Raw genomic sequence first — 22,459 nt, 5'->3', positions numbered from 1 at the left:
AACTCCGGACGAACCATTCGTCCGAAGTGTTACCCATGTCCTGGAACAGGTGTTACCCATGTCTCCGGTCTATACACTGCTGCAAAGAAAGTAACCAAAGAAACAGCTATCCCCAGCCTGAGCACTTCCAGCCGGCCGCGGCACAGAACTACTCTCGTGGTCCAGCAGTAGCGAGTGCCCCCACAAAACTCACGCGGCTTGGACCGCGCACGGTCCGCCACCCGATAACGTTAATGGCGCTGGTTCAGCACAAATAGCTCCGGCACAGCGCTACGCGCTGCCGTCGGGTATGCAGCGGAAACCAACGAGGATTAATGCGGCGAGATAGAGAGGTAAGCAAGGAAGAGTGCGCAGACCCACTTAACCCGTCGGCCGCGAAGCGGGCTGGAGCTATCTGGTGCTGAACCAGTGTGTTATGCGGCGCGATGTGTCAGACCGCGCGCGATCCAAGCCCGATGAGACCTACGAGAACACTCGCTACTCTGGGTTCCATTCAGCCAATCGCCTGTGCCGCGGCCGGTGTGAAGTGCTTAGGCTGGGGAGAGCTGCTTTCTTTGGTGACTTTCTTTGCGTCGACCAGAGTTGGCGCTTTAGCGCTTACTCTGGTCCCGAGCAAAGAAAGTTACCCCCGCCCCGGGGAGGGGCAATGCTAATAGACCGACACGAAATCAGGATTCCATATAAAACGTTAGCAGACCACCAACTCCAAGCCCCGAGCAGAAAGAGCCCGCCTGATCCCTCTATCAGGCACGGCGTCGGTAACAAGATACCGCACCAACTCAAACCCGCGAATCCTGACCGGCGTAACCAGCCCGAACTTGGAACCATCAGCCACAACCACAGCACACGCAGCAGAAGCAATCATCCTCCCGCGCACTTCGGCAGCGAGCCGCGAATAATCCGTGAGATGTGCATCATCGGTAATGCCCCCCGCCCCGACAAAGGCAAAATCCACGTGATACAGCGAAAGCTGCTGGATCGTATCCAGCCCGAACGTAGCGTCCTCGAGATCGGCAATCTCGCCACCCAGCAAGTTCACACAATTGCCATTGCGCCGCGCCAGCAACATCGCGATACGCCAGTCGTTCGTATAAACCGTCAGCCGATGCCGCTCCGCAAGCGCGCGCGCCACCGCCTGCGTGGTGCTCCCCGAATCGATGATCAACGACGCTCCATCCGGCACGAACGCCGCCGCGCGCAAGCCAATCGCATGCTTGGCCGCTGCGTTCTCCGCCTCGCGAACATCGACGTGCGGCTCGCGCCGATCGACCGACAGCGCGCCGCCATGCGTCGTCGTCACGAGGCCGCGCCCGGCCAGCATGTTCAGATCGCGCCGCACCGTCTCGCGCGACACCGACAACGCACGCACCAGATCGGCCACCGCGAGCGCGCCGTGCTTGTCCAATTCGGAGAGGATGTACTGGTGACGTTGTTCGGCGAGCATCGTTAAGTGAAGGAAAAGAAGCGAGGCGGCGCGCGGAGTTTAGCGGCCTTGTGTGGCATTTCTTTGGCAAGCGCGTTCGTCAAGCCGCGTCGCGCAATGCATTCTTTCCGCTGAATACGCAATCAACGTGCGCGCGTCGGCTAGACTCCGGCGCTTCGCACGAGCAACGAACGGGACAATCCGATGTACAAGAAAGGCGTGGTCATCGAAATTCAGTTTCCGCCCGAGCGCCTGAACGATGCGGCGGGCGACCCCTACTGGATCGATCTCACGCTCGACGAAGCGAAGCGCCTGCATGCGCAACTCTCGCGGCGCTTCGCGGGCGAGGCGCGCGCCAATCAGCCGCTCGATACCTTCGCGATCGAATGACCCTCACGCGTCGAGCGAGTGCACGGTTAGACAAGACACGCGCAACCAGCCAGGCCGATACTTCGGCATCTCGTCTTGCCGCATGCCTCACATGGTTTCGATTCTCGCCGCGCCCGTCTTCGTGTTTCTCTGGTCGACGGGCTTCATCGTCGCCCGGGCGATCACGCCTTACGTCGACCCGAACCTGTATCTGCTCGCGCGCTTCTCCGGCACGACGCTGCTGTTTCTCGCCATCGCCGCAATTACGCGCGCGCCCTGGCCGAAAGGCCGCGACATCGGCCGGCATCTCGCCGCCGGCGCGCTCCTGCAAGGCGTCTATCTCGGCGCGGGTTACTGGGCCGTCGCGCAAGGGCTCGGCGCGGGCATCATGGCGCTGCTCGGCGCGCTGCAGCCGCTTCTGACCGCCGCCGTCGCCGCGCGGCTGTTCGGAGAACGGCTCTCGCCACGCGCGTGGGGCGGTCTCGTGCTCGGCCTCGCCGGCGTCGCGCTCGTGCTCGCGCCGAAGATCGCGGCGAGCGGCGCGCACGCCGCGAACATCGCACAGGCATCGGCGGGACACGCGCCGCAATGGCTCGTCGTCACGATCGCGGTGCTCGCCGTCTTTGCGATCACCGCGGGCACGCTCTATCAGAAAACCTCGCTCGCGCGCGCCGATATCCGCAGCGCCAGCGCATGGCAAAACGCGGGCGCGGCGATCGTCGCACTCGTGCTCGTGCTGGCGCTGGGGGAGCATCGCTTCATTCCATCGGCGACGACGTGGCTCTCGCTCGCATGGGGCATCGCGATGCTCTCGGGCGTCGCGACGACGCTGCTCGTGTGGATGGTCCGGCGCGGCGACGCCTCGCGCGCGACCGCCCTGCTCTTTCTCGCGCCGCCGCTCGCCGCGCTCGAAAGCTATCTCGCGTTCGGCGAAACGCTCGATGGCGTGCAACTGGCGGGCTTCGCCGTGGCGCTCGCGGGCGTGCTGCTCGCGCGCTCGAAGTAGCTCGCCGCACGCCGCCGCGCTCAGTCGACCATGTCCGCGCCCGCGGGAATGTGCTGGCGCACCGCCTTGCCCGGACCGGGCGACCACGCGGGCCGCGCCTTTCTGCCGGTATCAACGACGACGAGATAGTGCCCGGCCCACGGCGTCGTCTTGCGCGTGGCCTTGAGCACCCACATCGATTCGCCCTCGGCCGCGCGCGCCTCGTATTGCGCATCGAGAATGCCGTGGTGATCGAAGAAGGCGTTGAGTGTCGACGGAATGCGCACGCAGCCCTTCGAATGCCGCATGCCGAGCAGCGGCTCCAGCTTCTCGGGATCGGTGGCGTGCATCTGGAAGCGCATCGGCGATTTGCCGCCCTTGCCCCAGCCGCGTTCGCCGTCGGCCCAGCCGAAATCGTAGATGCGCATGTCGCGCGCGCCATAGCCGCGGATGTTGAACTCGTTGAGCGTGCCCTCGGCGCGAAAATCCATGTTGCCCGGCACATGCTGGAACACGCCGGCCGGCGTGACGAAATGATCGTAGCTGCCGGGACGGCCTGTTGAAACCGGCGCGGCGCCGATCATCGACCAGGCATCGCCCGGCTTCGCGCGGAAGTAGACGAAGACCGCCTGCACGTTCGCGCTCCGATCGACCATCACGACGAATTCATCGGCGAGGTCGCCGTGACCGTCTTCGTCGAGCGAACGTTGCAGCAGACGGCCGTAAGCCTGCTGGTCCGCGGCGGGCACGTCGAGCCGCCGGTCGACCTCTTTCGCGAAGATTTGCCGCATCGCGTACGCGCCCGCCGGCGGCATGCCGGTGCGCTGGGCGACATTGGGCTCGGGCGGCTCCGGCGGCAAGGGCACCTCGGGCGCCTGCGCTTCCGATGCCGCACTAGCGGCACTAGCGGCACTCGCCGCAGACGCAGCCGACGCTTCCTCTGCCGCACTCGCCGCCGACGCGCCCGGCGCCGGCTGCGCGGGCATCGGCACGGGCATGGCCGGCAGCCCGCGCTCGGGCGCGCTCGCGCCGTGGGGAATGCTGGCGCTCTGCGGCATCGGCGGAACGGGCGCGGCGGGCACCGCAGGCGCGACGGGCATCGCCGTCACGCGCCCCCGCGCGACCGTCCCCGATGCGCCCGACGCCGCCGGCTGCGCATGAGCCGCCGCCGTGATCGAAAGGAGCGCGCCTGCCGCCACGCCTGCGAGAAACCGTGCGCCGGATGGCGTCTTGTTCTTTACTGCCTTCTGCATCGATATGAATGATCCCTTTGCCTGCTGTCAGCGGACGCATCGACAAAAAAGCCGGCGCGCACGAGGCACCGGCTTCGCCGCTACATAACGTTCGTCAGAGGAGCATCAGCAAAGTTCATTCCGGGCGACGCACGCCCGCGGCATCAATGCAGGCGGATGGATGCGTCGCCGGAAGCGGAGGCGCGTGCGCGCAGGGGTTCGTCGCGAAAGCGCTGGTGGCACAGTTTCTGCGCGATCGCCTCGCCGATGTAAGGTACGTCGGTCGCGAGCTTCGCGGTGGCATAGGCGTCAGCGGTGCCCGCGCCATAGACCTCGATATCGCTCGCATAGCGGCCGAGCTCGTGCTCGAGAAAGCGCCGCACGTCGCGCGCGGCACAGCGTTGGGGAAAATTCCAGACGAGCAGGTTCATGGCCGTCACCTTCTTGCGCGTACCCGCACAGGCACGGGCTGCGGCCGTTGCTTCACGATCATGCGGGCGGCAAGCGTGCCCAATGTGCCAAGCGTGCCGACGACCAAAAGGGACACATAAGCAAGCATCATGAGGACTCCACGGCCAATTTCGAGATAGCTCCATACTAATCCCGCAGGCCGCGGGCGTGCTGCGACATTCCGTCTTTTTCAATAGATGTTCTAAATCGGACGGATGCGGTAAATCAATCTCACAGGCCGTTGCACGACATGCTCGACAGATTTGGATAGCGATTCGGCCAGTCGCCCGCGATCGCGGTCTGCGCATCCTTGAGCGTCATATCGCCGGTGCAGACACAGCGCTTCAGGTACACGGCGAGCCGTTCCTTGCGGCGCTGCCCCGCGCGTCCTTCCCATCGGCGCAGATCGAGATTGGCGGGAGAATTGGGCGAGCCGCCGAGCAGGATCGGCATGCGGTGATCGAGCGCATATTCCGACGCGAACGAAGCATCGATGCTGCGCTGCTTGAGAAGCCGCTCTTTCTGGCGCATCTGGACTTCGAAGGACGGCAGCACCCGGTCCACATAACCCGGCACACAGATCGTATCGACGATGCTCGTCTGCGTGACGCGCGTATCGAGCCACTCGGCGCGCTGCGCATGCGGCACGCCCGGCAGCAACGCGAGCATCGCGCAGCAACACGCCAGCACCGCGCGCGCGGTCCGGCCGGCGCGGCCCGCGCCTGGCTTCGGTTCCTCGGTGAACCCGGTATCCCTTCGACTCATGCCCTTTGTGCGCCATCCATTGCGGTCGCAGAGCGCCGCATATTTTCGAGATGATCGGAGGTTCAATTAAAACACACGAAAGGCGCGCTGCACGCGAAGAGTTATGCGTAACGCCTGAAGCGCGTCATGCGCGGTGCATCGGATGAGCACGTAGATCAGGCGACCCGGCCCGCGACGGCCGCGTCGAGCGCTGCATCGAGCGTGCGCTCCGCCGCGACGAACGCCGCGAACGACGCCGCGATGCGCGCGTCGTCCTCGCCGTTGCGATCCTCGTCGACGGCGCGCTCGCAGTCGCCCTGCAACGCGACGCACGCGCGCATGAAAGGCGCCGCGCCGATCACCGCCGCCGCGCCCTTCATGCGATGCCCGATATCGCGCAGCCGCGCGTGGTCGCAGTCGTCGAATGCGGCGTGGGCGTCGGCGCGGTCCTGCGCATTGGCGGCCCTGAGCGTATCGACGAGCGCGCCCGCCTGGTCGCCGAACGCGGCGAGCAATGCGCGGTCGAACGGCGGCTCGTCCGCTTCCGACACGTCCGCGCCCGGCTTCGGCGCCACACTCGACACGCGAGCGCCGCGCGTCGCAGCGAAGAGCGCCTCGCGCAACTCGTCGAGCCCGAGCGGTTTCACGAGGCACGCGGTCATCCCCGATGCGACCGCGCGCATCGCCGCCTCGGGCTGCGCGTTCGCCGTCAGGCCGATGATCGGCACGGCGGGCCGGGATGCGTCGTTCGCCTCGTCGTCCCTGATTGCGCGCGCCAGTTCCTCGCCGCTCATCTCGGGCATCGAGCAGTCCGTCAGAATCACGTCGAACGCGCGCGGCGCGGCGCGCCAGCGTGCGAGCGCGCTCTTGCCGTCGACGGCCAGTTGCGCGATACCGCCGAGCAGCCTGATCTGGCCGTCGAGCACGATGCGGTTCGCCGGATGATCGTCGACGACGAGCACGGAAAGGCCCGCGAGCGATTCGGCGGGCGCGCTCGCGGGCGCCGCACGCGCATCGGCGGTGGGCGCTTCGGCATCGGCTTCCGGAAAGTCGATGCGCACCGTGAAGCGCGTGCCGCGCCCAGGTTCGCTGGACAGCTCGATCGCGCCGCCCATCATCGTGACGAGGCGCTTGCTGATCGTGAGCCCGAGCCCCGTGCCGCCGACACTACGCGCGCGGCCATCGTGCGCCTGCACGAACGGCGTGAACAGCAGCGCCTGTTTCTCCGGCGGAATGCCGATGCCCGTGTCCGCCACCGCGAGCGTCACCGCACGCGTCCCCTCGCGCGGCGGCGCGACGCCGTATTCGAGCGTGACCGCGCCGTGATCGGTGAACTTGATCGCGTTCGAGAGCAGATTGCCGACGATCTGCCGCAGCCGCTGGCCATCGGCGAGAATCCAGGCCGGGCCGCCGTAGGCGACGCGTTTCGTGACGAGCGCGACGCCCTTCGCGCGCGCGGCGGGTTCGTAGATCGCCGCGACGCCCGCGATCCACGTATCGAGCTCGAGCGGCGCGGGCGCGAGCACGAGGCGCTCGGCCTCGATTTTCGCGACGTCGAGAAGATCGTCGATCATGCCGAGCAGATCACGCGCGGCGCGATGCGCGGTCGAGAGCGCGCGTTCGGTCACGGCGCGCTCGCCGGGCGCGCGCAGCTCCATTTCGATGAGGCCGAGCACCGCGTTCATCGGCGTGCGGATTTCGTGGCTCATGGTCGCGAGGAAAGTCGATTTCGCGCGGTTCGCCGTTTCGGCTTCCTCCTTGGCGGCGCGCATCGCGTTTTCGGCGGCGATCCGGCGCACGACCTGCACGCGCAGCGTCAACGCCCAGCCCGCCAGCGCCAGCGCGAGCGCGATGCCGAGCAGCGTGCCGATTTCGACTTGCGGACGGCGGCGCTCCCACTGCATTTCGGGATGCTCCGAGAGCTTCCAGCGCGCGCGGATCGTCTCACGTTCGGTAGGCGGCAACTGCGTGATCGCGCGATTCATGAGGCCGACGAGAACCGGCTCGCTCGATGCGACGAGCATTCCGTGCGGGACCGGCTGCGTCGACAGCACGCCGCTCACGACCAGCACGCCGCGATAGAGATTGCCGACGGCGTAATTCGCGAAGCCCATATCTACGACGGTCGCATCGGCCTCGCCTTTCGCGACGGCGCTGAATTGCCCGTCGACCGAGCGCGTGTCGACGAAACGCACGGCCGCCGCATTCCCGACGCCCTCGCGCACGAAATTGCGCATCGCCGACGCCGCCGGCAGCGCGACACGCTTGCCCGCGAGCGCGGCGGCATCGCGCAGGCGCGGGTGGCCCACCGCCGTCACGATCGCAACGATGCCCTCGCCCACCGGCGCGGTCGCCTCGGCGCCGGGCACGGGCGAGAGGCTGCCGAGGCTGTACGGCACGATCGACGACGCGCCGCTTTTCAGATCGTCGTACATGCGCGCGGCCGACGTCCGCACGCGCGCCTCGAACCGCAGGCCGGTCATGCGCGAGATCGCATCGAGCATATCGACGCCGATACCCGCCGGATGCCCGCGCGAATCGCGGAACATCACGGGCGCGGTTTGCGCGAGCATCGAGTAATGCACGACGGGATGCGCGCGCACCCACGCGGCCTCCTCAGGCGTGAGCGTGAGCGGCTGCATCAGCGTGATTGCGCTCGTGCCGGGATTCCAGCGCGCGCGCTCGACCAGCGGGAACGACGGCGGCAATGCGCCGAGCGCTTCGTCCACGCGCGCGCGCAACGCGTCGGCGCGCGGCCGTCCGGCGGCGAAGGCGAAGCTGTAGCCGCCTTCGCCGCCGGACGGAAGCCCGGTGACGGTCAGGTTCGGCAAATCGAAGTGCGAGATCGCATAACCCGTGGCGATCATGTCGCCGACGAACGCGTCGGCATCGCCGAGCGACACGGCGAGCAATGCGCCGATCAGGTCCGGATACGCCGTCGGCGTCAGCGACGGATACGCGCTTCGGAGCCGCGCCGGCGAACTCTGCGCGTCGACGTACGCGAGCCGATGCGTCGGCGCGTGCTTCTCCATCGGTTCGACATACACCGCTTTCGACGGCAGGTACGGACGGCTCAAGGCGAGCGCCGTGTGCGGGTCCGCGCCGGTCGCGCCCGTCGCCATGTCGATGTCGCCATGCGCCAGGGCATCGACCATCGCGGCGCGATTCGGGAAGAAGCGCCACTGCGGATCGAGGCCGAGGCCGGGGGCGATCGTGTGGATGACATCGGGTGAGATGCCGCGCGGCAGGCCCGTGCCGGCGGAGCAGTGGTTTACGCTGTCGGCCATGTCGAGCGGCGGCACCATGCCCGGCACCGCGCCGATCACGATGCGCTCGCCGGCGAGCGCGCCCGGCGCCGCGAGGCATGCGACGAGGATGAGGCCGCATGCGCCGCCGATGCGTAGCAGGCGGCGTGCGTGATCCAGCAGGCAACTGAGCGAGTGAATGACCAAGCCGTACTCCCAGGTCGGGCGGTGCGGCTAGTTTCTCAAAAACATTCCGGCGCGGGAATCCGCGGCGCGTGACACGAAGGCGCGAGTCGTTGCGCGCCGCGAAACGTGGCGCGCGGTGCGCGATGCAGCGCGGTTCAGGCTGGCACCGACTTCGCCTTTTGCTCGCGCGACCAGACGCGATGTTTCCCCATCGCTTCGATGAAGCTCTTCATCACCTGCGCGGCGTCGCTGCCGACGAAGACGCCTTCCTCCCCGTTCGGCAGATGCGCGGCCGCGAGCAGATCCTCGCCGTCGCCAATCGCGCCGATCGCCTTCAGATGCTTGAACGCTTCCAGCACGAAGTGACGCGCATCGCCGGATTCGGCTAGCGTCTTAACGCTTTCCTGCCCGCCCGCGACGATCACGCCGTCGAACATGATCGACGGCATGCCGAGAATCGTCGCGTCGGCCTCGACGCCTGGCGCGGGCGAGCCGAGCGTCGGCGCGATGACCTTGGCGTGTGCGCCTTCGGCCGCGAGCGCATCCTTGACGGCCTTGATGCTCGCGGCGTCGGCGCCCTTCGCGGCGAGAATCGCGACCTTGCGCGTCTTGACCGAAGGCTTCGCCTTCGCGACGATCGACAGCGCGGGCGAATCCTGCACCGACGACCTGCCGAGCTCTTCCGCGCTTGCGTTCTGCTTCGGCGCGGGCAGCCCGAGATTGTCGGCGACACGCGCGGCGAGCGTCCCGTCGATATTGGCGAGAATGCCGAGCTGGCGCTCGCGGATGTTCTTGCGCTCGACCTTGGAGAGCTCGAACGAATAGGCGCCGACGATGTGTTCCTTTTCCGGCTCGGTCATGCTGTTCCAGAAGAGCGTCGCCTGCGAGTAGTGATCGGCGAAGGACGGGCTGCGCACGCGGATTTTCGACCCTTCGACGCGCTGCGTGTAGCTTTCGAAGCCACCGCCCGAAGCGGCCGGATCGGCTTCCTTGGGCCAGCCGCCGTCGATTGAATTCGGCTCGTAGGACGCCTGCCCTTTGTCGATCGTCTGACGATGCATCGCGTCGCGCTGGCCGTTGTGCAGCGGCGCGAGCGGCCGGTTGATCGGAATCTCGTGGAAGTTCGGCCCGCCGAGACGGCTGATCTGCGTGTCGGTGTAGGAGAAGAGCCGGCCTTGCAGCAGCGGATCGTTCGTGAAGTCGATGCCCGGCACGATATGCCCCGGACAGAACGCGACCTGCTCGGTTTCGGCGAAGAAGTTGTCGGGATTGCGGTTGAGCGTGAGCTTGCCGATCATCTTGAGCGGCACGAGCTCTTCGGGAATGATCTTGGTGGGGTCGAGCAGATCGAAGTCGAACTTGTGCTCGTCCTCTTCCTCGACGATCTGCACGCCGAGTTCCCATTCGGGATAGTCGCCGTTGTCGATCGCTTCCCACAGATCTCGCCGATGGTAATCGGAGTCTTTGCCCGCGAGCTTCTGCGCTTCATCCCACAGGAGCGACGCCGAGCCGATGGTCGGCCGCCAGTGAAATTTCACGAAGCGCCCTTTGCCTTGAGCGTTGATGAAGCGGAACGTGTGGATGCCGAAGCCTTCCATCGTGCGCAGGCTTTTGGGAATAGCGCGGTCGGACATCGTCCAGAGGACCATGTGCGCGGATTCGGGCACGAGCGAGACGAAGTCCCAGAAGGTGTCGTGCGCGGACCCGCCCTGGGGCATTTCGTTGTGCGGCTCGGGTTTCACGGCGTGGACGAAATCGGGGAACTTGATCGCGTCCTGGATGAAGAACACGGGCATGTTGTTGCCGACAAGATCGAAGTTGCCTTCTTCCGTATAGAACTTCACGGCGAAACCGCGTACGTCGCGCACGGTGTCCGCGGAGCCGCGTGAGCCTTGCACGGTCGAAAAGCGGACATAGACGGGCGTTTCCTTCGACGGGTCTTGCAGGAATGCGGCCTTGGTGAGATCCGCTTGCGATTCGTACACCTTGAAGACGCCGTGGGCGGCGGAACCTCGCGCATGGACGATGCGTTCGGGGATTCGCTCGTGGTCGAAGTGCGTGATTTTCTCGCGCATGATGAAGTCTTCGAGCAGCGAGGGGCCGCGCTCGCCGGCGCGCAGGGTGTTCTGGTTATCGGCGATTTTTACGCCCTGGTTGGTGGTCAGGGCTTGATTCGTGGCGTCGGAGCGGAAGGTTTCCAGGGCTTTGGTTTTATTGTTTTCGTTGGCTTGGGATGGCGTTTGGGCTACGCCGCTGGCGGGTTGCTGCTTGTTTGTTGCCATTGTGGGAGGCTCCGGAGATTTGGTGGGTTTTGCTCCACTCTGACGCAATTGGTGTTCCTGGTTTCTTTTGCTTTTGCTTTGTGCTTTTGCTTCGCCGGATCCCGTATTCGCGTTGGTTTATTGGCACTGCCCTGTGCGGGGCGGCAGTCACTTTCTTTGCTGCTGCAAAGAAAAGTAACCAAAGAAACAGCTATCCCCAGCCTAAGCACCTCATGCCGGCCGCGGCACAGGCGATCACCTAATGGCCCCCAGAGTAGCGAGTGTTCTCGTAGGTCCCATCGGGCGTGGACCGCGCACGGTGTGCCGCCCGATAACGTTAAGCCCGCTGGTTCAGCACGAAAGAGTTCCGGCACAGCGCTACGCGCTGCCGCTGGGCATGCAAGGGAAACAAACGAGGATCACATGCAGTGCGATCAAAGCATTAGCAAAGAAACGCCCCGCAAATCCGATTGACCCGTCGGCCGCGAAGCGGGCTGGGGCTTGCAAGGGCTGAGCCAATACTTTATGCGGCGCGATGAAACAGACCGTGCGCGATCCAAGCCGCGCGAGTTTTGTGAGGGCACTCGCTACAGCCGGACCACGAGAGTAGTTCTGTGCCGCGGCCGGCTGGAAGTGCTTAGGCTGGGGATAGCTGCTTTCTTTGGTGACTTTCTTTGCGTCGACCAGAGTTGGCGCTTTAGCGCTTACTCTGGTCCCGAGCAAAGAAAGTTACCCCCGCCCCGGGGAGGGGCAACGCCAATAGACCGACATGAAAGCAGGATTCCATAGAAGCGCGGGCGGACCGAATAAACCAAACCAAAACCAAACCCAAAACCAAACCCAAAACCAAACCCGCCCCGCCCGCGCAGGGCAAAAAACTCACTGCGGCGACAATGCCCCCAACTTCCCCGCAGTAACCTTCTGCAAGGCAATGATCCGCCCCAGCGCCGCATGATTCGCCGTCGCCTCGTCGTACATCTTCGCAAGATCCGCCTTGAGCTGCGTCCTCGATCCGCCATCGAGATAAACCATGTGCCCCGACGGATAAAACGTAGCGAAAAGATTCAGCCGCACCGTCTTGTCGATCAACGGCATCTGCTGCAAATCGATGATCGTCTGATAAAACGGCGTCACGAAGTCATACATGCCGTTCGCCGACAGCACTTTCAGATCGACATTCAACGCCATCACCGCGGCAAGGTCGCCCGCCGTGTAAAGGATGATGTTGCCCTTCGAATCGACGCCCTTCTGCTCACCAGTCGGATCGGTATGCTTGAAATCCCAGTTCAGGAACGCCTGATCGTTCAGATCCGTAAACGACGACGTCGACGTGAACTTCAACTGCTCGTTCAGATAGCTGTTCCACATCGTCGTGTAGACGCCACTTACCGCCGTCATCGTCGGATCGTTGCTGCCTGAATTCGGGTCGATCTTGCCCGCGATGCCCGACGATACCGCCGTCACGCGGCCATCGTAAGCGCCGAGCGATTCGCCCTTCGACTTCAACAGCGTCGTCAGAAACAGCGAATTGCCTCGGCTGTCATATGCCGCGATATCGAGACTCCACGCGAGCAGCGTCGCCTTGTCGATGCCCGTGTACTCGGACAGCTTCTCGACCACGTCGTCATCCGTCTGCGGGAATTTGCGCAGCGCGTTCAGGTAATCCGTGCGCGCGAACTCCGCGACCTCTTCCGCGAACGTCACCAGATTCGTCGGCGTCGGATGCACGCCGAGCTTCTTGTGATACCACGCGTCCGCCGCCGCGGTCGGCAACGCGCCGACCGGATTGCCCGCCTGCGCGTAATCGAGAATCGACGATTGCAGCGTGACGCCGTTCAGATCAATGCCGTCCTCGTGCAGCTTGTACGCGAGCACGCAACTGCGCGCCGTGCCGTACGACTCGCCGAACAGAAACTTCGGCGAATTCCAGCGATTGTTCTTCGTCAGGTAACGCTTGATGAACTGCGCGATCGAGCCCGCGTCCTGATCGACGCCCCAGAAATCGCGGTTCTTGTTCGGCGCGATCGCAGCGGAATAACCCGTGCCGACCGGATTGATGAAGATCAGGTCGCTGCGATCGAGCAGGCTGTCCGGATTGTCTTCCATCTGATACGGCGCGGGCGGCGTGAAGCTCGGCATCGCGGTCTTGATGCGGCGCGGCGCAAACGAGCCGAGCAGCACGAACACCGACGACGAACCCGGCCCGCCGTTATAGAAGAACGTCAGCGGGCGCGTCTCCTCCTTCGCGCCGTCCTTCGTGAACGCCACATAGAACATCTTCGCGTCCGGCTTCGAACTGCTCGGATCGACGGTCACGAGATGGCCGACCGTCGCCGTATAGGCGATCTTCGCGCCGCCTATCGTCACGCTGTGATGGGTGATCGCCGCGTTCTCATCGGCCTCGGTGGCCGCGACAGAATCGTCGGGGCCGTTGCCGTACGCGACCGGATCGAAATACGGCTGGTCCTTCTTCGCCGTCGTGGTCTTCTTCGGCGCTTTCTTCGCGGCGGCGGCCATCGCCGGTTCATCCGCGTTCGAAGGCTTGTCGCTAGCTACCAGTGGATCGGAGTTCATCGTCGTCGCTCCAGAATCGTCGTCGTGGTTGTTGTTCACTGTTGTGCTACGTCCTGCTCAACTCGTTGCGGGCTTGAGCGCCGCCGCGATCTTCCCGCCATCGGGGCTGCCCATGCCGGTGCACGCGTCCCAGCCGTTCGCCGCCGAGAAGCTGCCGTTGTCGCCTTCCGTGATGTCGCGAAACGCCGTCTGCGCCTGGTAGAGCTTCGGATTGACGAAGCCCGCGGGCGACGCGTTGAGCGCGTTGATGCGCGCGATCAGCGCGGCCCACAGCGGCGCGACCGCGCTCGTGCCGCCAACGACCGTATCCTCGCCGTCGATCAGCACGTCGTAGCCGGTTTGCGGCGAGGCATCGGCCGACACATCGGGCACGCCGCGCTTCGCAAGCGCAGTGTGCCTGCCGTTCTTCGTCACCGACAGCCCCTTCTGCCAGACCGGCAGCGCGAACGTGCCCGACACGCCGCCGCCGCCCGCGCCGCCCTGATCGCCATCGTTCCAGACGACTTCCTTCGTGATGCCCGTGCCCGACGCCGCGAGGCTCGTGCCGCCGCAGCCAAGCACGTACGGGCTCGACGCGGGAAAGTCGACGTGATCCGCGCCGTCGCCGACGCCATCGCCCGAGCCGCTGTCGCCCGACGCCGCGCAAACCGTCACGCCGAGCGCGGCCGCGCTTTGCAGCACGTCGTTGAAGGCGCTCATCGACTGCGACGACCAGTTCGATTCCGGGCCGCCCCAACTTATCGATATCACCGACGGCTTGTTGGTGGCATCGTGCAGCGCGCGATTCACGGCATCGACGAAACCGGCGTCGCTGTTCGGCGCGAAATACACGGCGATGCGCGCACCCGGCGCAATCGCGCCCGCGATTTCTATATCGAGCGTCACTTCGCCGTCCGGACCGTTCGGGTTGCCGGTGGGCGCGTTCTTGCCGCCGTCGACGCCGACCGACACCACGTTCGGCGCCTTCACGCCGAGCTTCTTGAAATACGCGGAGAGATCGCTGTCGCGATAGCCGCCGCCCAGCTCGATGATCGCGATGCACTGGCCGGCGCCATCGCCATCGGGGAAGTCATAGAGTTTCGCGAGATCGACCGGCGTGAACGACGCGGGCGTCATGCCGCGCGCCGGCTTGAACGGCGGACGGAAACGGAAATGCGGACGCGCCTGCGGCTTGCTGTCGAGGCCGAGCACGGCGGTGACGGCATCGTGCATCTCGTCAGGCACGCTGACCGGCCCGGTGCGGCCGCGATATTCGCCGATGTTGTGATGCTGAAAGCGTTCCAGCTTGACGTCGAAAGCCTTCTGAAACTGATCGATGGAGCCCTTCAGCACGACGCTGCGCGTCTCCGGTTCCGCGCGCACGACCGTCAGGCCGTACTGTCTGGCGAAGGCCTTGACCTTCTCGACGTCGTCGTCGGAGGCGGTGAAGCGCTTGTCGAATTCCTCGCGGGACACCACTTGCCCGGACGCCTCGCCGGCGTCGATGCGCGTCATCATCTGCCTGAAGCCTGCTTCGTCCTTGCGCCGCAGCATCACGATGACTTCGATCTGCTCGGATGGATCGCAGGCGCCGATGCATTGCGCGCCTTCGGGATGAATCTTGTCGCTGCTGCCGCTGACCGGTTGCTTCGTCATGGTATCGATGCTCCTCGTTGGCCCTGCAATTCAAAGGTTCTCGATCCTGCCGCCTGTTCGCGCATCCGGCGCGCATGTTCGCCGCATGTTCGTTTCACGCAGCGCACGTCGCTTATCGTCTTATTTTCCGGGCGCGAATGCAATTGCTCGGACCGTTGACCCGATGATGCAGTTCCGGCGAGACAGAAGCTGTCCCGGTCTTCACGGCGATGTCTCTTTTCCTTCGACGTCCGCCGGCGCGAGGCCGAGGCGCTCCATGAGACGGCGCGCGTCGAAAGGCGCGCGCACTTTCTGGTCGTTGTCGAAGTAGCAGAACACGTCGCGCGAGGCGCGCGGGCGCGGCTTCGTCGATGAAATCACGCGCGCATCGTCGATCTGCCCGCCCGCCGCCCAGGTTTCGATGCGCCGCGCCCATTCGTCGAGCGCGTCGTCCTTGTAGCTGCCGCCGTACAGCGTTTCGGTGCCGTGCAGCCGCATATAGGCGAAGTCGGACGTGAGGTCTTCGGCATAGGGCCAACCCGCGACCGAATCGGAGACGACGAGCGCCGCGCCGTGCCGTCGCAGGAGCCGCACGAATTCATCGGTGCAAAAACTCGGATGGCGAATCTCGATCGCGTGCCGCAGCGCGCGCTTCCTTCCCGGCTCGAACCACGGCTCTTTCACGCGCGTATCGTGGCCCTGCGCAAGCCGCGCCGCGGCGACGGTGTCCTTCGGCAGCAGATCGAGAAAGCGCTCGAAGGCGTCCGGGTGGAACGAGAAATTGGGTGGAAACTGCCAGAGAAACGGCCCCAGCTTGCTGCCGAGCGCGAGCACGCCCGATGCGAAGAAATTTGCGATGGCCGGTGTCGCGGTCTCGTCGCGAAAGCGCAGCATGTGGGTCAGATAGCGCGGCCCCTTCACGCTGAACATGAAATCGGCGGGCGTCGCGTCATGCCACGCGCGGTAGCTCGACACGCTTTGCAGCGAATAGTGCGAACCGTTGATCTCGACGGTCTGGACCGCGCGCGACGCGAATTCGAGTTCGCGCGCCTGCGCGAGCTTTTTCGGATAGAAGACGCCGCGCCAGCCTTCATAGCGCCAGCCCGAAATGCCGATGCGAATGCGTCCGGGCATCGCGCGTGCCTAGTGCGCGCGCTCTTCGTCGTATTCCGGACGTGCGCCCTTCGGCAGCCACGGCTCGCGATGCTTGCACCAGAGTTCGTATTCCGGCTCGAAGAGGCCGGTTTCGTCGAATGCGCCGATGGGCAGATCGACTTCGTCGCGCGTCGTGAACTCCATGTACGCGACCGAGCCGCACACCGGGCAGAAGTGCCGCCGCCCGTCGTCGGAACTGCGCCACGTCGAAAGGCTGCCGCTCATCATCACGTCGCCGCGCATGTAAATCGCATAAGCTCCGAAGGCGGAGCCGTGCACCTGCCGGCACGTCATGCAATGGCACACGCAGGCGCGCATGGGCTTGCCAGTCGCGCGAAAGCGAAACGCGCCGCAGGCGCATCCGCCTTCATGAACCGTAGCCGACTGCTCTCCGTCCTTTTGAACGTTCATCGATTGCTCCCGTAAATACGACGGTTTGTTACGATAACCCTTCACGATCGGAGATGGCACTCATGAGCACATCGAGCACGACCGGCACCACGAGCACGCAGCACACCCCGAGTACCTTGTCCCTTCTGAAATTGCTGCCCGGCCCGGGCTCGGAGTTCGGCCCGGCCGCGTCCGACCTCGTCGCCCACGTGCTGTCGCACGACCGCTTCGATGCGGCGGCGAACGCCAACCTGCCGCGCGAAACCTTCCACGGCGCCACCGTCGACGACGTCATGTCCGACGAGTTCACATTTCCGCTCGGGCGCACCGGCCAGTCGATCGTGCTGACAGGCTATCGCATCGCGGCGGGTTTCATCGCCGAACGCGCCGCCGACGAATGGCTCGAACTCGCGCACAAGCAACGTCTCGCAAGAGGCTTGCCCGCCGCGCCGCAGGGCAGCGAGCCGCACCTCTCGCCCGATCCCGCCGAGGCGGATCAACTGCTCGAGCGCGCCTACGAATGCGCGCAGCGCATCCTCGATCCGGTCGCGGGCGAGCCGGTGCTGTCGCTCTTCGAGACGCACTATCGCGGCGGGCGCGAGTTCCTGCGCCTTTCCTGGGAAGGCTTGCCGGAAGATCTCGTGCCCGAATCGCGCCGTCCGCTCGCGGCGCTTGCCGCAGCCGCGGAGAACGGCGAGCGGCGCGAGAAACGCGATTACGATCCTTACGGTCTCGACGGCGTCGACGATTACGACGTGGACCGGCCGCTCGCTTATCGCGAGAAGATCGGACCGTTTCTGTTCACGATGACTTACCGTCACGAGTATCCGCAAGTCGACGACGAGCGTCTCGGCACCGCGTTCGCCGTGTTTCACGAAGCGGGCAGCGACATCGTCGCGGCGGCGGTGCGGCTGCAGCTCGTCAAGGTGCCGCCGCTCACGCGCAGCGCCGATCTCGTCTACACGCTCGACACCTACTCCGGCGAGATGCTGTCGCTCGCGCTCGCCGCGACCGAGGCGCTGGGCCCCGAGAAGCTGTGCGAGGTGTTCAACGCGCATCGCGTGATCTACATCAGCCTGTGGGAAGTGCGCAAACCGTGGCGTGGCGAGGGCCTGGGCGTCGCGCTGCTGCATCAGGCGCTGGAGCGCCTTCCCGTCGATGTCGAAGGCCGGCCGAACGCGCTGTGCGTCGCGCCCGAGCCGTATCAGACGGACATGCGTCACTTCGAGAAGCTGCCTGGCGTGCTGCGCGAGGAGCTGAGAACGCCGGCGAAACGTCTTGCCGCGCATCTGACGAGCTGGCTCGAGCGCTCGAAGCTGCCGATCGCGACGCACTTCTTCGTGCCGATGGCGAAGCACGCGGGCATCGGCTCGGCGGGTGAAAACGCGCGGCTCATCGACAGGATCATGGAAAGCGAGGCGTAAGCCATGCTCGTCGTCATCGATATGCAGGCGCGCCTCCTGGCGCATCTCGACGGCGGCGAGCGGCTCGGCGAGCGCGTGGGCACCCTGCTGCGCGCGGCGAATTTGCTCGATGTGCCGGTCGTCGTCACGGAGCAGAATTCGCGCGGGCTCGGCGGCACTGCGGGTTCGCTGCTCGAACCTGTTCGCGGCGCGAACATCATCGAAAAGCACACGTTCGACGCGACGCTCGAACCGGCTTTCGTCGATGCGCTGCCGCCCGCGCCCGCGACGCTCTGGGTCGCCGGCGCGGAAGCGCATGTGTGCGTGCTCCTGACCGTGCTCGGATTGTTGCGGCTGGGTTATCGCGTGGAATTGGTCGCCGATGCGGTCGCCTCACGCCGCGCCGCCGATCGCGCCGTCGCGCTGGAGCGCGCACGGCAGGACTGCGCGAGGCTAACGACAGTCGAGACGGCGATTTTCGGCTGGCTCGGCAGTTATCGGCATCCGCGTTTCAGGGACGCGCTCGCGCTCGTCAAATGAATCCGCGGGCGGCGTCGGCGAGGGACGGTTGGTTGCCTCGCCATTCCGTCAACGCCGCGACGACGCGTTCGATCACGTCGTCCCACTGGTTGGGCACGGTTTGCCGGAACAGGCGCGCGGTCGGATACCACGGCGAATCATCGCGATGAAGCAGCCAGCGCCAGCAGGATTTCGACGACAGCAGAATCCACACGGGCTTGCCGAGCGCGCCCGCCAGATGCGCAATGGACGTGTCGATGGTAATCACGAGGTCCAGACACGCGATGATCGCGGCCGTATCGGCGAAATTGTCGGCCTCGTCCATTGGATCGAGCGGACGAAAGTGTGACGGCAGCGTGGCAAGGTCCTGCCTCGCGCTTGCGCCTTTCTGCAGATTGACGAAGCGCACGCCGGGAACGCCGAGCAGCGGCAGACAGTCGCGCGCGCTGGCCCAGCGACGGCTGAAGTTGCAGAAGTCGTCGCGCAGATGCGGACGCGGCTCGCCCATCCACGCAATGCCGACCTTCAGCGCATCGGACGGCAGACGTTTGCGCCAGTATTCGATACGGTCGTCTGCGGCGAAGAGATAGGGCGTCGTGCGCGGAATGGTGTCGAGCGTGGTGCGCATGAGGGCGGGCAGGCTCATGAGGAAGCACCAGTAGTCGAACGGCGGCGCGCCGGGCAACTCTGCGTGCGTCAGGCTTGCGTCGACGCCTGGGATCGAACGGTACAACGGATCGTCCCTCATCCACAGGACGGCGATTTTCGCCGGGCCGAGTAACTTGAGCGCGCTCAGATAGCGGCAGAACTGGAACGTGTCGCCGAAACCCTGCTCCTCGACCACGAGCAGCGATTTGCCCACGAGCGATTCGCCACGCCATTGCGGATACGGCACGTGCTCTGCGCGTAGCGGAAATTCTTCCCATCGTCCGTCGTAGCGTGATTCAAGAAGCGGCCACCCTTCGGCGTAGCGCCCCGTGCGCAGGAGCGCCGTGCCGAGCAGTCCCTGCGCTTGCCCGCCGCGCGCGCCCAACGCGAACGCCTGCCGCAATTCCGCGATCGCTTCGTCGATCCGCGCCGGGTCTTCCTGAAGCAAGTCGCCGAGAGAAAGGTATGCGCCCGTCGCCTCGGGCTGAAGCGCGATCGCGCGACGATACGCCGCTTCGGCCTCGCCCATCCGTTCGAGGTGGCTGCGCGAAGTAATCTGGTAAATGGCCGTGCCGAGGTTGCGGAATGCGTCGCTCGAACCCGGCTCAATATCGGCGACGTGGCGACATGCATGCTCCAGCTCCGCGAAGCGTCCGCATCCGTCGAGCAATTCGATCAGCTTCTGATGCGCGGCCAGCATGCGTGGATTGAGTCCTATCGCCGCGCGAAACTCACGCTCCGCGTCGTCGTAGCGCTTCTGGCCGGCGAACGCCCTGCCGAGATTCACGTGCACATCGGCCCAGTCCGGCCGTAGCTCGACCGCCTGCTGAAGATGCGTCGCCGCCTCGTCGAAGCGCTCCTGCGCCGCGAGCAGATTGCCGAGGTTGTTGTGCGCATCCGCATAACCGGGATGCGCCGCCAGCGTCCGGCGATACGCCGCCTCTGCCTCGGGCACACGTTCGCCACGCGCGAGCAGGTTGGCGAGGTTGTTATGCGCCAGCGCAAAATCTGGCCGCAATTCGAGCGCACTGCGAAACGACCGCTCCGCGTCCGCGAGACGGTCTTGCTGCGCGAGCACGTTGCCGAGGTTGTAATGCGCATCGGCGGAATCTTCGTTCAGCTCGAGCGAGCGTCGATACATCGCTTCCGCGTCCGTCCGGCGTCCGAGCCGCTCGTACAGGTTGCCGAGGTTGTTGTATGCGCCCGTGTGATGCGGATGTCCGGCGATCGCACGCTGCCAGCATGCCTCCGCCCGGTCCATGCGATTCATCGCGTATTCGCACATTGCAGCGAGATTGAGCGCTTCGGGATCGGCGCTGGCCTCATCGAGCCAGGGTGCGAGAACGGCCAGCGCCGCGGCGTGCTGTCCGCGCGAGTAATGATCGACTGCCTGGTGATAGGACTGGGGATCGAGCGGCATGAAAAATATTCGGAGACGCGACCTTTTCGATTCTGACCGACGCGCGCTCGCCCGAGGTTACAAAATGTGTCCAACACTGCATCGCCTGGCGAAACATTCGCATCGCCTTTGCAGCATTTACCCGGACGGTCCGCACGACACCTTCGCCGCTCTTTGCCGCGCCGCATGGCATCGGACCTGCTCCGCTTTTCCGTTTGCGACTCGACGAACGTTCGGATTTCTTACAAGCTCCCGACGATCGCGACCCCGCGACCAGCGCCGCCCGAGGACCCCAGCATCGGCGCTTGCGTCCGATATCGTCGCGATCGGCCGCGAGCGATTTGCCCGACGAAGATTCGAGCCTCCGCCAGGCGTCCTTCTGAACGGGCGAGGACACCCTATCGCCATGTCCCCAGCCGATGCCCATTCCCCCGACGCCAGCGACGCGGCGCAAAAGTCGTCGCGCCGGCGCTTTCTGCAATCGGCCGCGGCGGCCGCCGCCGTCACCGCCGCGCCGATGATGCCCGTCAAGCTCGCCATCAACGGCCATGCTTACGAGTTGCAGGTCGAGGCGCGCACGACGCTGCCCGACGCCGTGCGCGAATACGCCGGCCTCACCGGCACGAAGAAAGGCAGCGACCGCGGCCAGTGCGGCGCGTGCACGGTGATCGTGTCGGGCCGGCGCATCAACTCGTGTCTCACACTCGCGGTGATGCCGCGCTTATCGCCGAAGACCGCGCACAGCCAGTTGATGGGCGGCATCGTGTGGGGCGTCGGCTCGGCGCTGTTCGAAAAGAGTGAAATGGATGCGCGCTATGGCCGATACACCAACGCGAATCTCGCGGAGTATCACGTGCCGGTGAACGCGGATATCGGCAGTCTGGATATTGCGTTCGTCGAACAGCCCGATCCGCACATCAATCCGCTCGGCGCGCGCGGAATCGGCGAAATCGGGATCACGGGCGTGGCGGGTGCGCTCGGCAATGCGGTGTATCACGCGACGGGCGTGCGCGTGCGCGATTTGCCGATCACGCTCGACAAGGTGTTGCCGCCGACGATGACATGACGTGAAGACGGTCCGCGTGGCGCGTTTTTCGTACGCGCCGCGCGGATTTTTTATGCTTGCGGCGGGCTTCGATGCGCCGCACAATCCCGGTTTCATCCCCACAGGAAGCGCCGCGATGAGCTATGCGTCGAACGCCACCGGCATCCTGCTGGCGGCGGGTCTGGGCACCCGCTTCGACCCGTCTGGACACCGCAACAAACTGCTCGCCACCTTGCCCGACGGCACGCCCGTCGTGTTTCAGTCGGCGCGCAGGCTGCTCGCGGTGTGTGCCGACGTGTTCGCGGTCGTGCGTCCCGGCGCCGAAAAGCTCGCGGACGTGCTCAACGAAGCAGGCTGCAATGTCATCTTCAGCGCCGATGCCGGGCGCGGCATGGGCGCGACGCTCGCCGCCGCCGTGCGCGCCACGTCGGAATCCGATGGCTGGCTCGTCGCCCTGGGCGACATGCCGTGGATCGAGCCCGCGACGTATGAAGCCGTCGCGCGTGCGCTAGATGCCGGTCAGGCGCTCGTGGCGCCGTTTTATCGCGGCACGCGCGGACATCCGGCGGGTTTCGGCATCGCGCATCGCGAGGCGCTCGCCGCGCTCGACGGCGATGCGGGCGCGCGCGGCATCTTCTCGACGCACGCGCCATCCATCGTCGATGTCGACGATCCGAACGTGCTGCGCGATATCGATTTGCCGGGCGACCTCACAACGGGGCGGTAACGAAGGCGCCGGTCCGTGCGCCAGCGCACGTCTCAACGAGAAGTGCCGGATCGAGTCGCTGAGCGATATCTGAAGTCGCATCGCCTGCCC

Annotated in this window: 16 protein-coding genes and 1 pseudogene; 6 read left to right on the top strand and 11 right to left on the bottom strand. The window is 65.4% G+C overall.

The window, feature by feature from the left end:
• Window positions 1-688: 688 nt before the first annotated feature.
• The gene (locus tag AWB75_RS31300; RefSeq protein WP_061127881.1) at window positions 689-1,444 is read right to left on the bottom strand and encodes a DeoR/GlpR family DNA-binding transcription regulator; all 756 of its coding nucleotides are present in this window, start codon (window positions 1,442-1,444) and stop codon (window positions 689-691) included.
• Window positions 1,445-1,627: 183 nt separating this feature from the next.
• Here AWB75_RS31300 and AWB75_RS31295 point away from each other — a divergent pair, with 183 nt between their 5' ends.
• Together AWB75_RS31295 and AWB75_RS31290 are read left to right on the top strand one after the other, a co-directional pair.
• Window positions 1,628-1,813, top strand: a complete 186-nt coding sequence (locus tag AWB75_RS31295; protein WP_061127880.1) for a hypothetical protein — start codon at window positions 1,628-1,630, stop codon at window positions 1,811-1,813.
• Between the two features lie 91 nt (window positions 1,814-1,904).
• A complete protein-coding gene (locus AWB75_RS31290) occupies window positions 1,905-2,798 on the top strand; it encodes a DMT family transporter (RefSeq protein ID WP_061127879.1) in 894 nt (297 codons plus the stop codon).
• A gap of 20 nt (window positions 2,799-2,818) precedes the next feature.
• Here AWB75_RS31290 and AWB75_RS31285 read toward each other — a convergent pair whose 3' ends face one another.
• The 9 genes from AWB75_RS31285 to AWB75_RS31245 form a co-directional block, all read right to left on the bottom strand.
• Complete coding sequence (locus AWB75_RS31285) at window positions 2,819-4,030, bottom strand: L,D-transpeptidase (protein WP_061127878.1); 1,212 nt, start codon at window positions 4,028-4,030, stop codon at window positions 2,819-2,821.
• A gap of 143 nt (window positions 4,031-4,173) precedes the next feature.
• Window positions 4,174-4,440, bottom strand: a complete 267-nt coding sequence (locus AWB75_RS31280; RefSeq protein ID WP_061127877.1) for a hypothetical protein — start codon at window positions 4,438-4,440, stop codon at window positions 4,174-4,176.
• Between the two features lie 250 nt (window positions 4,441-4,690).
• On the bottom strand, window positions 4,691-5,224 hold the full coding sequence (locus AWB75_RS31275; RefSeq protein ID WP_061127876.1) for a hypothetical protein: 534 nt from the start codon (window positions 5,222-5,224) through the stop codon (window positions 4,691-4,693).
• Between the two features lie 155 nt (window positions 5,225-5,379).
• Window positions 5,380-8,655, bottom strand: a complete 3,276-nt coding sequence (locus AWB75_RS31270) for an ATP-binding protein (protein WP_087087065.1) — start codon at window positions 8,653-8,655, stop codon at window positions 5,380-5,382.
• Window positions 8,656-8,789: 134 nt separating this feature from the next.
• Complete coding sequence (katE, locus tag AWB75_RS31265) at window positions 8,790-10,964, bottom strand: catalase HPII (RefSeq protein WP_268807886.1); 2,175 nt, start codon at window positions 10,962-10,964, stop codon at window positions 8,790-8,792.
• Window positions 10,965-11,774: 810 nt separating this feature from the next.
• Complete coding sequence (locus AWB75_RS31260) at window positions 11,775-13,469, bottom strand: S10 family peptidase (protein WP_096031709.1); 1,695 nt, start codon at window positions 13,467-13,469, stop codon at window positions 11,775-11,777.
• Between the two features lie 57 nt (window positions 13,470-13,526).
• Window positions 13,527-15,104 carry a S53 family peptidase gene (locus AWB75_RS31255; RefSeq protein ID WP_061127873.1) on the bottom strand — a complete coding sequence of 526 codons (1,578 nt, stop codon included), beginning with the start codon at window positions 15,102-15,104 and terminating at the stop codon, window positions 13,527-13,529.
• Window positions 15,105-15,305: 201 nt separating this feature from the next.
• Window positions 15,306-16,217 carry a DUF72 domain-containing protein gene (locus AWB75_RS31250; RefSeq protein ID WP_061127872.1) on the bottom strand — a complete coding sequence of 304 codons (912 nt, stop codon included), beginning with the start codon at window positions 16,215-16,217 and terminating at the stop codon, window positions 15,306-15,308.
• A 9-nt stretch (window positions 16,218-16,226) separates the two neighbouring features.
• Window positions 16,227-16,649 (bottom strand): GFA family protein, encoded by a 423-nt coding sequence (locus tag AWB75_RS31245; RefSeq protein WP_061127871.1) that lies wholly within the window; start codon window positions 16,647-16,649, stop codon window positions 16,227-16,229.
• Between the two features lie 62 nt (window positions 16,650-16,711).
• Between AWB75_RS31245 and AWB75_RS31240 the strand changes: the two genes are divergently transcribed.
• Window positions 16,712-18,052 carry a hypothetical protein gene (locus AWB75_RS31240; protein ID WP_061127884.1) on the top strand — a complete coding sequence of 447 codons (1,341 nt, stop codon included), beginning with the start codon at window positions 16,712-16,714 and terminating at the stop codon, window positions 18,050-18,052.
• Between the two features lie 3 nt (window positions 18,053-18,055).
• Window positions 18,056-18,571: an isochorismatase family protein gene (locus AWB75_RS31235; RefSeq protein WP_061127870.1), complete on the top strand. Its 516-nt coding sequence runs from the start codon at window positions 18,056-18,058 to the stop codon at window positions 18,569-18,571.
• Here AWB75_RS31235 and AWB75_RS31230 read toward each other — a convergent pair.
• Window positions 18,564-20,618, bottom strand: coding sequence for a tetratricopeptide repeat protein (locus tag AWB75_RS31230; protein WP_061127869.1), 2,055 nt, complete (start codon window positions 20,616-20,618; stop codon window positions 18,564-18,566). The two genes, AWB75_RS31235 and AWB75_RS31230, sit on opposite strands and share 8 nt — an antisense overlap.
• Before the next feature lie 700 nt (window positions 20,619-21,318).
• Between AWB75_RS31230 and AWB75_RS39545 the strand changes: the two are divergent.
• Together AWB75_RS39545 and AWB75_RS31215 are read left to right on the top strand one after the other, a co-directional pair.
• Window positions 21,319-21,663, top strand: a pseudogene (locus AWB75_RS39545) (molybdopterin cofactor-binding domain-containing protein); the annotation flags it as partial.
• A gap of 115 nt (window positions 21,664-21,778) precedes the next feature.
• Window positions 21,779-22,369 (top strand): nucleotidyltransferase family protein, encoded by a 591-nt coding sequence (locus AWB75_RS31215; protein WP_061127883.1) that lies wholly within the window; start codon window positions 21,779-21,781, stop codon window positions 22,367-22,369.
• Window positions 22,370-22,459 lie beyond the last annotated feature (90 nt).

This window comes from Caballeronia catudaia (assembly GCF_001544755.2).
Classification (GTDB): domain Bacteria; phylum Pseudomonadota; class Gammaproteobacteria; order Burkholderiales; family Burkholderiaceae; genus Caballeronia; species Caballeronia catudaia.
The sequence above is the reverse complement of the archived record's forward strand: the minus strand, read 5'-3'. Positions and strand labels throughout refer to the sequence as shown.